Raw genomic sequence first — 13,088 nt, 5'->3', positions numbered from 1 at the left:
CCCGGCACCCCGGCAAACAACGCGGTGCTCAGTCGCCTTCCCGGCGCTCCCGCGTGGACAGCAGCCGGCGCAGTGAGAACAGCCGCGCCGGGTCCGCGTGACCCTCCTCGACCCACGCGTCCAGCGCGCAGTCCGGCTCGTCGTGGCTGCACGCGCGCGGGCAGCCCTCGGTGCCCGGTACCAGGTCCGGGAAGGCGTTGATCACCCGGGACGGGTCGATGTGCGCGAGACCGAAGGAGCGCACACCGGGGGTGTCGATGACCCAGCCGTTGGCAGTGGGCAGGGGCAGTGCCAGCGCCGAGGTGGTGGTGTGGCGGCCGCGGCCGGTCACCGCGTTGACGTGGCCTGTCAGACGGCGGCGGTCCTTCGGCACCAGCGCGTTGACCAGCGTCGTCTTGCCGACGCCCGAGTGGCCCACGAAGGCGGTGATCTTGCCGTCCAGGTACTCGCGCACCCGGTCCGCCGCGTCGCCGTTCTCCAGCTCCTCGCGGCTGGTGACGACGTAGGGGATGTCGAGGTGGCCGTACAGCTCCAGCAGCTTGTCCGGCGGGGCCAGGTCCGACTTGGTCATCACCAGCAGCGGCTCCAGACCGCCGTCGTAGGCCGCGACGAGACAGCGGTCGATCAGGCGGGGACGGGGTTCCGGGTCCGCCAGGGCCGTGACGATGGCCAGCTGGTCCGCGTTGGCGACGACCACCCGCTCGTAGGGGTCGTCGTCATCGGCCGTGCGACGCAGCAGCGAGCTGCGCTCCTCGATGCGCACGATGCGCGCGAGCGTGTCCTTCTGGCCGGACAGGTCGCCGACCAGGGCCACCCGGTCGCCCACCACGGCCGCCTTGCGGCCCAGTTCGCGGGCCTTCATCGCCATGATCGGACGGTCCTCGACCAGGCAGGTCAGGCGGCCCCGGTCGACGGTGAGGACCATGCCCTCGGCCGCGTCCTCGTGCTTGGGCCGGATGTTCGTACGCGGCCGGTTGCCCTTGCGGTTGGGGCGGCTGCGGATGTCGTCCTCGTCGGTGTGCTTGCCGTAGCGGCGCATGGTCCCAGTCCGCCCGTCAGTTCCCCAGCATCCCGGTCCACAGGTCGGGGAAGTCGGGCAGGGTCTTCGCCGTCGTCGCGACGTTCTCGATCTGCACGCCCTCGACCGCCAGGCCGATGATCGCACCGGCCGTTGCCATGCGGTGGTCCTCGTACGTGTGGAAGGTCCCGCCGTGCAGCGGGCGCGGGCGGATGTGCAGGCCGTCGGCCGTCTCGGTCACGTCACCGCCGAGTTCGTTGATCTCCTTGGTGAGCGCGGCCAGCCGGTCCGTCTCGTGCAGCCGCAGATGGGCCACGCCCCGGAGGGTGGAGGGGGAGTCCGCGAGGGCGGCCACCGCCGCGATGCCCGGCGTCAGCTCGCCGACCTCGCCCAGGTCCACGTCGATGCCGTGGACGGCGCCCGATCCGGTGAACTCCAGCCCGTACTCGGTCAGTTCGCAGGAACCGCCCATCTCGGTGAAGATCTCCCGCAGCCGGTCACCCGGCTGGGTGGTGCGGGCCGGCCAGTCCGGGATCAGCACCTTGCCACCGGTGACCAGGGCCGCCGCCAGGAACGGCTGGGCGTTCGACAGGTCCGGCTCGATCGTCAGGTCCCGGCCGAGCAGCGCGCCCGGCGTCACCCGCCACACGTTCGGCTCGCCGCCCGACTCCGGGGTGTCCACCTGGGCGCCGACCGCGCGCAGCATGTCCACGGTCATCCGGATGTGCGGCAGGGAGGGCAGGGTCGCGCCGGTGTGGCGGACCTCGACACCCTGGTTGAAGCGCGGGCCGGACAGCAGCAGCGCCGAGACGAACTGGGAGGACGAGGAGGCGTCGACCGACACCGGGCCGCCGTCCAGCGCTCCGCCGCCGTGCACGGTCAGCGGCAGCGTGCCCCGGCCGTCGTCGTCGATCCGGGCACCGAGCACGCGCAGCGCGTCGATGACGCCGTTCAGCGGACGCTCGTACGACCGCGGGTCCCCGTCGAACCGGATCGGGCCGTCGGCCAGCGCGGCCACCGGCGGCAGGAAGCGCATCACCGTGCCGGCGTTGCCGACGTCGACCGTGGCCGGACCGCGCAGGCCCGTGGGCAGCACCCGCCAGGCCTCACCGGAGCCGTCCGGACCCACCCCCTCCTCGATCTCCACGCCCATGGCCCGCAGGGCACCGGCCATCAGCAGCGTGTCGCGGGAGCGCAGCGGGCGGCGCAGCCAGCCGGGCTCGGAGGCGAGGGCGGCCAGCACGAGGGCGCGGTTGGTGACCGACTTGGACCCCGGCACGTGGACCGTCGCGTCGACGGCTCCGCTCGCGTGCGGGGCGGGCCAGAGGGCGGGGTGTGCGGTGTTCGGGGCCATGAGGCCCACTTTATAAGGAGGGCCCGGCATCAACCTTCCAGCAGCCAGCCGCCCCCACCGATGAGCGAGCACAGCGACACCGCGTGGAACAGGAACAGCCACAGGCCCGCCGGGACATGCGTGAGCCGCGACAGCTGGTCCGCGTCCGAGTCGCCCGCGCCACCCCGCGCCCGCTTCGACTGCAGCTCGAACGGCGGTCGTACGCCCCCGAACAGGAGGAACCACACCACCGCGTACGCGAAAGCGGCCTGGACCTGTGGCCCCGCCAGCCACGACACCAGCAGGAAGGCGCCCCCGGCGAGGACCACGGTCAGGACGCCGTACGCGTTGCGGATCATCACCAGCATCACCACGAGCAGCGCGGTCGCCACCCACAGCAGCAGCGTGATGCGGCCCGCGGCCAGCAGGGCGGCGCCGCCCAGGCCCAGCAGCGAGGGGGCCGTGTAGCCCGCCGCCGCGGTGAGGATCATGCCGAGGCCGTACGGCTTGCCGCGGCTGACCGTGAGACCGCTGGTGTCGGAGTGCAGGCGTATGCCCGTGAGCTGCCGGCCCGTGAGCAGGGCCACCAGACCGTGGCCGCCCTCGTGCGCGATGGTGATGGCGTTGCGCGAGAGCCGCCACACGGAGTGCGGGACGACGACGGCGAGGGCGGCGACCAGGGTGGCGAGCACCACCCACAGGTCGGGGTCGGGCTGGGTGCCGGTGAGCCGGTCCCAGAGGTCGGGCAGCGCGGTGGCGGCGAGGCTGTCCATTCTGGTGGTGGCTCCCTGTCGTCGTGCGAAGTCTGGCAGTGTGGCACGTATGTGCGGACGGTATGCATCCAGTCGTAGGCCCGAGGATCTCGCAGGAGTCTTTGAGATCGAGAAGTGGGAGCCCGAGGAGACCCTGGAGCCGGACTACAACGTGGCTCCGACCAAGGAGGTCTACGCCGTCCTGGACCGTCCTCTGAAAGACGCGGAGAGCCCGCGTCCGGTTCGGCAGCTGCGCAAGCTGAAGTGGGGACTGGTGCCTTCCTGGGCCAAGACGCCCGAGGGCGGCGCCCGGATGATCAACGCGCGCGCGGAGACCGTGCACGAGAAGCCCTCGTACCGGCGCGCCTTCGCCGCCCGGCGCTGCATCCTGCCCGCCGACGGCTACTACGAGTGGGTCACCGGCAAGGACGAGCGCGAGCTGGAGGTCGAGGGGAAGAAGAAGCGGCCGCGCAAGCAGCCGTACTTCGTGCTGCCCGCCGACGGCTCGGTGTTCGCGATGGCCGGACTGTACGAGTTCTGGCGGGACCCGACCCTGCCCGACGACCACCCGCAGGCCTGGTGGGTCACCTGCTCGGTGATCACCACGGACGCGGAGCGGACCCCGCTGGCCGTCGCCCCCGCCGAGGGCCCGCACTCCCTCGCCGAGATCCACCCCCGGATGCCGCTGATGCTCACCCCGGACCGCTGGGACGCCTGGCTGGACCCCTCCCGCACCGACCCGGACGACCTGCGCGAACTGCTCGCCCCGCCCCCGCCCGGCCTGATGCGCGCCTACCCGGTCGCCACGGCCGTCAGCAACGTCCGCAACAACGGCCCGGAGCTGCTGAAGGAGCTTGAGGCGCCGGAAGTGGGCACACTCTTCTAGCCTTCTAGCGTGATCGAGATTGTCGAGACCGACGCCGGGACCGCCCGCATCACCTGGCACCGGGCGAAGCAGGCGCGGCTGGTGCTGGCCGTGAGTCATGGGGCCGGGGGCGGCATCGAGGCGCGGGACCTGCGGGCCCTCGCCCAGGTGCTCCCGGGACACGGCGTGACCGTGGCCCTCGTCGAGCAGCCCTGGCGGGTCGCGGGCAAGAAGGTGGCGCCCGCGCCGAAGACCCTGGACACCGGCTGGCGTGGCATCTGGCCCGCGCTGGCCGGGATGGAGCTGCCGGTGATCTCCGGCGGCCGCAGCGCCGGCGCCCGGGTCGCCTGCCGCACCGCCACGGAGCTGGGCGCCCACGCCGTGCTCGCGCTGAGCTTCCCGCTGCACCCGCCGGGCAAGCCGGAGCGCTCCCGCGCCGACGAGCTGCTGGGTGCCGGGGTGCCCACGCTCGTCGTACAGGGCGGAAACGATCCCTTCGGCAAGCCGGACGAGTTCCCCGAGGGGTCCTACGAGCTGGTCGAGGTGGCGCATGGCGATCACGGGTTCGCCGTGCCGAAGCGCGCGGAGATCACACAGGAGCAGGCGCTGGAGACCGTCACCGGCGCCGTCGTGGAGTGGGTCGCGTCACTCGGGTGAGGGCCGGGAATGTTGTGCGGCGGACCACTGTTGTGGCGGACAGATGTGCTGAAGCACCGGCACCGACGTCGTAGAGAGGAAGTCCGCCGCATGGGTTCGACCATCTGCCCGAGCCGCGACAGCCGCGCTGACCTGGAGTGGACGGTGCTGCACGCGGCCAAGGCCGCTCCTATTCGAGCGGCGGCAGGCACGGGTCGTGTTCTATCCTCCGAAACGAGTGGGATCGGTTTCGGTCCTGCCCGGGATCTTGAGGAGGTGGGTCCGGTCACTGGGACCGACGCAGGGACCGACAACGGCCAGGCGGAGCTGCCCGAGGGCCGGGGCGACAGCGCGGAGTCGTCCGCCGAGCGCAGTGCGCGCTTCGAGCGGGACGCGCTCGAATTCCTCGACCAGATGTACTCGGCCGCGCTGCGCATGACGCGCAACCCGGCCGACGCCGAGGACCTGGTGCAGGAGACGTACGCCAAGGCGTACGCGTCCTTCCACCAGTTCCGCGAGGGCACCAACCTCAAGGCGTGGCTGTACCGGATCCTCACCAACACCTTCATCAACTCGTACCGCAAGAAGCAGCGCGAGCCCCAGCGCAGTGCGGCCGAGGAGATCGAGGACTGGCAGCTGGCGCGTGCCGAGTCGCACATGTCGACGGGTCTGCGCTCCGCCGAGTCGCAGGCGCTCGACCACCTGCCCGACTCGGACGTGAAGGAAGCCTTGCAGGCGATCCCCGAGGAGTTCCGCATCGCCGTCTATCTCGCGGATGTCGAGGGCTTTGCGTACAAGGAGATCGCGGACATCATGGGGACACCCATCGGTACGGTGATGTCCCGGCTGCACCGGGGCCGCCGTCAGCTGCGCGGCATGCTCGAGGACTACGCCCGTGAGCGCGGGCTGGTCCCGGCCGGCGCCGGAGAGTCGAACGAAGCGAAAGGTTCGGGCTCATGAGCTGCGGAGATCCGCACGAGACGGACTGCGGTGAGGTCCTCGACCACCTGTACGAGTTCCTCGACAGCGAGATGCCGGACGTCGATCGCGACAAGTTCCAGCACCACTTCGAGGAGTGCTCGCCGTGCCTGGAGAAGTACGGCCTGGAGCAGGCCGTGAAGAAGCTGGTCAAGCGGTGCTGCGGCCATGACGACGTGCCCGCCGACCTGCGCGCCAAGGTCATGGGGCGCATCGACCTGATCCGCTCCGGCCAAGCCGTCCCCGAACACGATGTGACCGCCACGCCTCAGGAGAGCTGAGTACCGGAGCCGCGTACCGGCCATCACCCGAATGTGCTAATCCTCGGGTCATAAGCTCCCGGATCCCCCGATTCCCGCCCTAGGCTCCGAGCCCGGACAGGCGTGGTCGGGGAGGGGCGCGATGGAGGCGGTTCCAGCGAGGGCACGGCGCTATGTGGCCTGCGTCGCCCTGCTGGCCGTGGTCTGCGTCCTGCCCCTGCCGGCCACCCACACGCCCTGGTGGTCCCTCGCCCCGCTCGTCGCGCTGTACACGGCCTGCGAGCACGCCGTACGGCACCGCCTGGGCGGCACCTTCTACCCCGTGCTGCTCGCCGGGGCGTTCCTGTTGCCCCCGTCCGCCGCCGCGCTCGTGCCGGTGCCGGCCGCCCTGCTCGCCCGCGTCGAGGAGCGGCCGGTGTGGCTGCGCCGTGTGTGGCGGGCCGCGCAGCCCTCGCTCGCCGTGTGGGGCGCGGCCCAGGTGCACGGGGCGCTCGACGGCCGGGACGCCGTCGTGGGCTGCGACTTCCCCTATGCCCTCGTGCCCGCCGGGGCCGCTGTCCTCGCCTTCTGCCTGGTGCTCACCGCGCTGGACGGCGGCATGCTCGCGGCGGGCGTGGGGGCACCGCCCACGCCGTTGAGGCAGTGGGGGAGGGTGCCCCTGCGCCGGGCCTGGCGCGGGCTGCTGTCCCGCTCCCTCGCGCCGGTCGCCGTGCACGGACTCGCCGGGCTGATGATGGCCGTGCTGTGGCGCAGCCGGTACGGGCCGGTCGCCGCGCTGCTGGTGCTGCTGCCGATGTGCGTCTCCTGCTGGGTCTTCGCCCAGTACCACCGGGAACGGGCCGCCCACCAGGCCACCATCCGCGCCCTGGTGCAGGCCGTCGACATCAAGGACGGCTACACGCGCGGCCACAGCGAGCGGGTCGGCCAGGCCTCCGTGATGATCGCCCGCGAACTCGGCATGGACGACGAACGCGTCGAGGTGCTGCGCTTCGCGGGCATCCTGCACGACGTCGGCAAGCTCGGCGTGCCCACCCGGCTGCTGCGCAAGGACGGCCCGCTGACCCCCGAGGAACGGCGGATCATCGAGCTGCATCCCGAGTACGGCCACGAGATGGTCCGCGGGATCTCCTTCCTCGGCGAGGCCCGCTCGGCGATCCTGCACCACCACGAACGGCTCGACGGCAGCGGCTACCCGTACGGTCTGGTGGGCGGTCAGATCCCCGAGTGCGCCCGAGTGGTGGCCGTGGCCGACGCCTTCGACGCGATGACCTCCACCCGCTCCTACAGCAGGGCCCGCCCGGTCGAGGTGGCGGTCGCCGAGCTGGAGCGGTGCGCCGGGACCCAGTTCGACCCGCGCATGGTCACGGCGCTCGCCCGGGCCCTCGGCCGCCACGGCTGGCACCCGGCCGTCACGGCCGACGAGACGGCGCAGCCGATCCCGGCCCAGCAGCCGGTCACCGGCAGCCCCAGCGGGGCACCCCGATGACCGCCCTCCGGCTCATCCACGCCTCCGCCGCCCTCACGGCCGCCGCCTCCCTCGCCGTCACCCTGTGGACCGGCATAGCCGACCGGGGCGTCGGACTCGCCTTCGGGGTGCTCATAGCCGTCGGCGAACTGACCCGCTGGAGCGGAGCCCAGGTGCGGCAGGCCGCGCCGCTGGGCACCGCCGGATCGCTGTCGTACGCCCTGCTGGGCGCCGACGCGGGGCACCCGACCCACCACGACGCGCCGCAGGTCGTCACCATCGTCCTCGCCGCCTCCCTGCTCGGCGGCGTCCCGCACATCTGGTGCGGACGCACCCCGACCCTCGACCACCTCGCCCGCCGCGTCCTGAGCGTCGGCTTCGCCGCCGTCTGCTTCCAACCCCTCTACAACAAGGGCGCGTTCGAGTCCTGGAACGGCGCCGCCTACGCACTCCTGCTGGTCGCCCTCCTGGTCCTCACCGCCCTGTGCGACGCCGTCCTCGCCGCCGCCCTCGCCCACTCCCGCACCTGCTGGCCCTTCGGCCCGCTCCTGCGCGACGAACTGCGCGGGCTGCTCGGCATCGGGTCCGCCGTCTGCTCGACCGGCGCGGTGATGGCGCTCGCGGTCGCCGTGGTCGGCCTGTGGGCGCTGCCGGTGTTCTGCCTGCCGCTGCTGCTCGCCCAGCTGTCCGTGCGCCGCTACGCCGCCGTGCGCGCCACCTACCGGCAGACCATCGCCTCCCTCGCCCGGGCCACCGAGATCGCCGGATACACCCCTACGGGGCACGCCCGCCGGGTCGCCGCGCTCAGCCTGGCCGTCGGCCGGGACCTCGGCCTTTCGGGGACCGGGCTGACCGTCCTGGAGTACGCGGCCCTCATGCACGACATCGGCCAGCTCAGCCTGGTCGACCCCGTCCCGGCCGGCGCCACCGCGGCCCTGCCCCGTGAGGAGCAGCGGCGCATCGCCCTGCTCGGCGGGGCCGTCGTACGGCAGACCGGCGTGGACGCGGCCGTCGCCGTGGTCGTGGAGCGGCAGGCCGACCCCTGCCGGGAGCAGCCGCTGGCCGCGCGGATCGTCAGGGCCGTCAACGCCTACGAGGAGAAGGCCCGGGACGCCGGGCCCGACGGGCCGCTCCGGGCCCTGGAGGAGCTGCGCCTGGCCACTGCCGGGGACTACGCTCCCGAGGTCGTGGAGTCGCTGGCCCGGGTTCTCTCCAGGGACTGTCTGACGCTGCCCGCGGTGGGGTAACCCATGGGTAATGAGCGCCCTTCCCGGCGTACGTGGTTGGATGCGAGGGAGAGGGTGTCCGGGGGCACAAGCCAGCCCACGTGGAACTGGAACTGGCAGGCGGGAATCGTGAGGATCTTCGGCAAGGGACGGCACCGGCCCTCCGCCTCCTGGCGGCAGGCCACCGACCGCGCGTTCACGCTCATCGGCGACGGCCGGTACGAGGACGCGGGCGAGCTGCTGACGCGCGCCGCCGACCTGGAACCGTGGCTCGCGGAGTCCTGGTTCAACCTCGCCCTGCTGCACAAGTTCCGGCACGACTGGGAGCAGGCCCGCGCCGCCGGACTGCGCGCCGTGGCCCTCCTGGACCGGGAGACCGGCGCCCCCGACTGGTGGAACGTGGGCATCGCCGCGACCGCCCTGCAGGACTGGCCGCTGGCCCGCCGCGCCTGGCAGGCGTACGGGCTGCGGGTCCCCGGCGCCGCCGCCGCCTCCGGCGAGCCGCTCGGCATGGAGCTGGGCAGCGCGGCCGTACGGCTCTCCCCGGAGGGCGAGGCCGAGGTGGTGTGGGGCCGCAGGCTGGACCCGGCCCGTATCGAGGTGCTGTCCATCCCGCTTCCCTCGTCCGGGCGGCGCTGGGGCGAGGTCGTCCTGCACGACGGCGTCCCGCACGGCGAGCGCACGACGTCCGCCGGGCACTCCTACCCGGTCTTCGACGAGATCGAGCTGTGGGCGCCCTCGCCCGTCCCCACCTGGGTGGTCCTGCTGGAGGCGGCCACCGAGGCCGACCGGGACGCGCTGGAGCAGCTGGCCGCGGACGCGGGGTTCGCGGCGGAGGACTGGTCGTCCTCGGTGCGACTGCTGTGCCGGATGTGCTCGGAGTCCCGTATGCCTTCCGATGAGGGTGACGGCGTGCATCTGGATCCGCATGACCACAGTGAGCCCGGGCATCCGGGGCCGCTGGGGCATCGCACGGACGGGCAGCTGTGGGTTCCCGAGCGGGAGTGTGGCGTCGCGGCGCCGGCTTCGCTCGTGCGGGGGCTGCTGGACGGGTGGGTGGCGGACAGTCCCGATTCGCGGGACTGGAGGGACTTGGAAGAGGTCTGCTGAGGGATCGCCGTACCCTGTATCAGCAACTTCACCCCTTGTTTTCCTGAGGAAGGCGTACGTCGGTCATGGCGCAGCAGGACACCGATCAGCAGCACGCGGGCGTGCTCCCCGTCGACGACGAGGGCTATGTCGTCGACACGGAGGACTGCGAGGAGCGCGAGAACGCCTGGCGCGAGCGCGGCACCTCGCGGCCGATCACGGTCGTCGGCAACCCGGTCCTGCACAAGGAGTGCAAGGACGTCACCGAGTTCGGTGCCGAGCTGGACCAGCTGGTCGCGGACATGTTCGCCAGCCAGCGCACCGCGGAGGGCGTGGGCCTCGCGGCCAACCAGATCGGTGTCGACCTGAAGGTCTTCGTCTACGACTGCATGGACGACGAGGGCGTCCGCCACGTCGGCGTGGTGTGCAACCCGAAGCTGGTCGACCTGCCCGCCGACAGGCGCCGGCTCGACGACAGCAACGAGGGCTGCCTGTCCGTGCCGACCGCGTACGCGCCGCTCGCGCGTCCCGACTACGCCGAGGTCACCGGCCAGGACGAGAAGGGCAACCCGATCAAGGTCCGCGGCACCGGCTACTTCGCTCGCTGTTTGCAGCACGAGACCGACCACCTGTACGGGTACCTGTACATCGACCGTCTCTCCAAGCGTGACCGCAAGGACGCGCTCCGGCAGATGGCCGAGAACGAGCCACGCTACCCCGTGGTCGCCAACGACTGAGACGTGCGGTCCGACCGTCCGGACACCGTACGAGAGCAGCAACGACGCACGCTACGGCGCCCGTTCGGGATCCTTCCCGAGCGGGCGTCGTTCGTTTGTTCGTCGCAAGATTCCCGGCATCTTGGGGTGGTGATGGGAGCAAATCCGTTCCCATAATGGTCAGTTGTGGTGCTGAATGGAAGGGCGGGGATACGCAACGGCGCACGCCCGGCACGGCACGGAGGGGTGTGCGCTCCTGGCGGCTGAGAGGGGACTGTTCGTGCACGCTTTCTCACACGGCACCACATCGTCGACAGCGGTCGCGGTACCGCCGTCTGTCGCCCTCCCGGTGATCGAGGACTCGTTTCCCCGGCAACTCCACCCGTATTGGCCAAAGCTTCAGGAGAAGACGCGGCAGTGGTTGCTGGAAAAGCGGCTGATGCCGGCGGACAAGGTACGGGAATATGCCGATGGCCTTTGCTACACCGACCTCATGGCCGGGTACTACACTGGTGCCCCGGACGAGGTCCTGCAGGCCATTGCCGACTACAGTGCCTGGTTCTTCGTCTGGGACGACCGGCACGACCGTGACCGGGTGCACGGCCGGGTGGGCGACTGGCGCCGGCTGAGGCACCGCCTGCACGCGGCCCTCGACGCACCCCGGCACCATCTGCACCATCCGGACCCCCTGGTGGCGGGGTTCGCGGACAGCGTGCTGCGGCTGTACTCGTTCCTGCCGCGCACCTGGAACCGGCGGTTCGCCCGGCACTTCCGCGAGGTGATCGAGGCCTACGACCGCGAGTTCCGCAACCGGACCGCGGGGTACGTTCCGAAGGTCGAGGAATACCTCGCCCTGCGGCGGCTCACCTTCGCGCACTGGATATGGACGGATCTGCTGGAGCCGAGCGCCGGGTGTGAACTCCCGGACGCGGTGAGGAAACATCCGGCCTATCGCCGTGCGGCATTACTGAGCCAGGAATTCGCCGCCTGGTACAACGACCTCTGCTCGCTGCCGAAGGAAATCGCGGGCGACGAGGTGCACAATCTCGGAATCAGTCTCATCACCCATGAGGGACTGACGCTCGAAGAAGCGGTGGAGGAAGTCAGGCGGCGCGTCGAGGAATGCATCGCCGAATTCCTCGACGCCGAGCGGGACGCCCTGCGGTTCGCCGGCGAACTCGCCGACGGAACGCCCCGCGGAAGGGAACTGAGCGCAGCCGTCCGCACCAGTGTCGGCTATATGCGGAACTGGTTCAGCTCCGTCTACTGGTTCCACCACGAGTCCGGCCGGTACATGGTCGACAGCTGGGACGACCGGTCCACGCCCCCGTACGTCAACAACGAAGCGGCAGGTGACGAATGACCGTCGAGTCTGTGAAACCCGAGACGTCCGAGAGCGCCGAGCTGCGCGAACCGCCCCTCGCCGGTGGCGCCGTCCCGGTCCTCGGCCACGGCCTGAAACTGGTCCGCGACCCGCTCGCCTTCATGTCCGGCCTGGGCGCGCACGGCGATGTCGTACGTCTGAAGCTCGGCCCCAAGACGGTGTACGCCGTCACCACGCCTGCGCTCACCGGCGCACTCGCGCTCAGCCCCGACTACAAGATCGACGGCCCGCTGTGGGAGTCCCTCGAAGGCCTGCTCGGCAAGGAGGGCGTGGCCACCGCCAACGGCCCCCGGCACCGCCGCCAGCGGCGCACCATCCAGCCCGCCTTCCGGCTCGACGCGATCCCCGCGTACGGCACGGTCATGGAGGAGGAGGCGCACGCGCTGACCGAGCGCTGGCAGCCCGGCGAGACCGTCGACTGCACCTCCGAGTCGTTCCGGGTCGCCGTGCGCATCGCCGCCCGCTGCCTGCTGCGCGGCGACTACATGGACGAGCGCGCGGAGCGGCTGAGCATCGACCTCGCCACCGTCTTCCGCGGTATGTACCGCAGGATGGTGGTCCCGCTCGGACCGCTGTACCGGCTGCCGTTCCCCGCCAACCGCGAATTCAACCGGGCACTGGCCGATTTGCATCTGTTGGTCGATGAGATCGTCGCCGAGCGGAGGGCATCTGGTCAAAAGCCGGACGATTTGCTGACGGCATTGCTGGAGGCGAAGGACGACAATGGCGACCCCATCGGGGAACAGGAGATCCACGACCAGGTGGTCGCGATACTCACCCCCGGCAGCGAAACAGTCGCGTCCACGATCATGTGGCTGCTCCAGGTGCTCGCGGAACATCCGGAACACGCCGAGAAGGTGCGCGCCGAGGTCGAATCCGTGACCGGCGGCCGGCCCGTCGCATTCGCGGACGTCCGCGCGCTCAGGCACACCAACAATGTCGTAGTCGAGGCCATGCGGCTGCGGCCCGCCGTATGGATATTGACGCGGCGCGCGGTGACCGACACCGTGCTCGGCGGCTATCGCATTCCGGCCGGGGCGGACATCGTGTACAGCCCTTACGCCATCCAGCGCGACGCCCGCTCCTACGGCCACCACCTCGACTTCGACCCCGACCGCTGGCTGCCGGAGCGGGTCAAGGAGGTGCCCAAGTACGCGATGAGCCCGTTCAGCGTCGGCAACCGCAAGTGCCCCAGCGACCACTTCTCCATGTCCCAGCTGAGCCTGATCACCGCGGCGATCTCGGCGAAGTACCGCTTCGAGCAGGTCAGCGGGTCGAACGACACCACCCGTGTGGGCATCACACTCCGGCCGCACCGGCTGCTGCTGAAGCCCGTGCCGTGGTGAGCGAAGTGCGGTGAGCGACG

13 protein-coding genes are annotated in these 13,088 nt (G+C 71.3%); 10 read left to right on the top strand and 3 right to left on the bottom strand.

Annotated elements, in window-relative coordinates; all coding sequences use genetic code 11:
- Positions 1 to 28 precede the first annotated feature (28 nt).
- The 3 genes from rsgA to CRP49_RS06245 are packed head-to-tail and all read right to left on the bottom strand — an operon-like array spanning position 29 to position 3,124.
- Entirely contained in the window at positions 29 to 1,039 is a 1,011-nt protein-coding gene (gene rsgA, locus CRP49_RS06255; protein ID WP_097252503.1) for a ribosome small subunit-dependent GTPase A, read from the bottom strand.
- Between the two features lie 16 nt (positions 1,040 to 1,055).
- Positions 1,056 to 2,372 (bottom strand): 3-phosphoshikimate 1-carboxyvinyltransferase, encoded by a 1,317-nt coding sequence (gene aroA, locus CRP49_RS06250; RefSeq protein WP_097257221.1) that lies wholly within the window; start codon positions 2,370 to 2,372, stop codon positions 1,056 to 1,058.
- A gap of 29 nt (positions 2,373 to 2,401) precedes the next feature.
- Positions 2,402 to 3,124: a M50 family metallopeptidase gene (locus CRP49_RS06245; protein WP_097252502.1), complete on the bottom strand. Its 723-nt coding sequence runs from the start codon at positions 3,122 to 3,124 to the stop codon at positions 2,402 to 2,404.
- A gap of 49 nt (positions 3,125 to 3,173) precedes the next feature.
- Between CRP49_RS06245 and CRP49_RS06240 the strand changes: the two genes are divergently transcribed.
- The 10 genes from CRP49_RS06240 to CRP49_RS06195 all read left to right on the top strand — a co-directional run bounded on the left by CRP49_RS06240 (position 3,174) and on the right by CRP49_RS06195 (position 13,068).
- On the top strand, positions 3,174 to 3,989 hold the full coding sequence (locus CRP49_RS06240; RefSeq protein WP_097252501.1) for an SOS response-associated peptidase: 816 nt from the start codon (positions 3,174 to 3,176) through the stop codon (positions 3,987 to 3,989).
- Between the two features lie 9 nt (positions 3,990 to 3,998).
- Positions 3,999 to 4,625 (top strand): alpha/beta family hydrolase, encoded by a 627-nt coding sequence (locus tag CRP49_RS06235; RefSeq protein ID WP_097252500.1) that lies wholly within the window; start codon positions 3,999 to 4,001, stop codon positions 4,623 to 4,625.
- A 255-nt stretch (positions 4,626 to 4,880) separates the two neighbouring features.
- On the top strand, positions 4,881 to 5,564 hold the full coding sequence (gene sigR / locus CRP49_RS06230) for a sigma-70 family RNA polymerase sigma factor (RefSeq protein WP_208643066.1): 684 nt from the start codon (positions 4,881 to 4,883) through the stop codon (positions 5,562 to 5,564).
- Entirely contained in the window at positions 5,561 to 5,863 is a 303-nt protein-coding gene (gene rsrA / locus CRP49_RS06225; protein WP_097252499.1) for a mycothiol system anti-sigma-R factor, read from the top strand. The genes sigR and rsrA overlap by 4 nt, the downstream gene beginning before the upstream one ends.
- Positions 5,864 to 5,984: 121 nt before the next feature.
- Positions 5,985 to 7,328 carry an HD-GYP domain-containing protein gene (locus CRP49_RS06220; RefSeq protein WP_097252498.1) on the top strand — a complete coding sequence of 448 codons (1,344 nt, stop codon included), beginning with the start codon at positions 5,985 to 5,987 and terminating at the stop codon, positions 7,326 to 7,328.
- Complete coding sequence (locus tag CRP49_RS06215) at positions 7,325 to 8,554, top strand: HD-GYP domain-containing protein (protein WP_097252497.1); 1,230 nt, start codon at positions 7,325 to 7,327, stop codon at positions 8,552 to 8,554. The genes CRP49_RS06220 and CRP49_RS06215 overlap by 4 nt, the downstream gene beginning before the upstream one ends.
- Positions 8,555 to 8,662: 108 nt before the next feature.
- A complete protein-coding gene (locus CRP49_RS06210; protein ID WP_094216204.1) occupies positions 8,663 to 9,643 on the top strand; it encodes a hypothetical protein in 981 nt (326 codons plus the stop codon).
- Between the two features lie 65 nt (positions 9,644 to 9,708).
- On the top strand, positions 9,709 to 10,359 hold the full coding sequence (gene def, locus CRP49_RS06205) for a peptide deformylase (protein WP_097252496.1): 651 nt from the start codon (positions 9,709 to 9,711) through the stop codon (positions 10,357 to 10,359).
- Positions 10,360 to 10,618: 259 nt separating this feature from the next.
- Entirely contained in the window at positions 10,619 to 11,701 is a 1,083-nt protein-coding gene (gene cyc1 / locus CRP49_RS06200) for an epi-isozizaene synthase (RefSeq protein ID WP_097252495.1), read from the top strand.
- A complete protein-coding gene (locus CRP49_RS06195) occupies positions 11,698 to 13,068 on the top strand; it encodes a cytochrome P450 (RefSeq protein ID WP_097252494.1) in 1,371 nt (456 codons plus the stop codon). Before cyc1 ends, CRP49_RS06195 begins: the two co-directional genes overlap by 4 nt.
- Positions 13,069 to 13,088: the final 20 nt, after the last annotated feature.

This window comes from Streptomyces sp. Ag109_G2-15, assembly GCF_900215565.1.
GTDB classification, from domain to species: domain Bacteria; phylum Actinomycetota; class Actinomycetes; order Streptomycetales; family Streptomycetaceae; genus Streptomyces; species Streptomyces diastatochromogenes.
Note: the sequence above shows the minus strand (reverse complement) of the source record. Positions and strands in the feature narration are given on the sequence as shown.

What these genes read in the sequence shown, in the direction of transcription:
- rsrA (WP_097252499.1), top strand. Translation starts at nt 5,561, where the DNA reads ATGAGCTGCGGAGATCCGCACGAGACGGACTGCGGTGAGGTCCTCGAC.
- CRP49_RS06240 (WP_097252501.1), top strand. Translation starts at nt 3,174, where the DNA reads ATGTGCGGACGGTATGCATCCAGTCGTAGGCCCGAGGATCTCGCAGGA.
- CRP49_RS06220 (WP_097252498.1), top strand. Translation starts at nt 5,985, where the DNA reads ATGGAGGCGGTTCCAGCGAGGGCACGGCGCTATGTGGCCTGCGTCGCC.
- CRP49_RS06215 (WP_097252497.1), top strand. Translation starts at nt 7,325, where the DNA reads ATGACCGCCCTCCGGCTCATCCACGCCTCCGCCGCCCTCACGGCCGCC.
- def (WP_097252496.1), top strand. Translation starts at nt 9,709, where the DNA reads ATGGCGCAGCAGGACACCGATCAGCAGCACGCGGGCGTGCTCCCCGTC.
- CRP49_RS06245 (WP_097252502.1), bottom strand. Translation starts at nt 3,124, where the DNA reads ATGGACAGCCTCGCCGCCACCGCGCTGCCCGACCTCTGGGACCGGCTC.
- rsgA (WP_097252503.1), bottom strand. Translation starts at nt 1,039, where the DNA reads ATGCGCCGCTACGGCAAGCACACCGACGAGGACGACATCCGCAGCCGC.
- CRP49_RS06195 (WP_097252494.1), top strand. Translation starts at nt 11,698, where the DNA reads ATGACCGTCGAGTCTGTGAAACCCGAGACGTCCGAGAGCGCCGAGCTG.
- aroA (WP_097257221.1), bottom strand. Translation starts at nt 2,372, where the DNA reads ATGGCCCCGAACACCGCACACCCCGCCCTCTGGCCCGCCCCGCACGCG.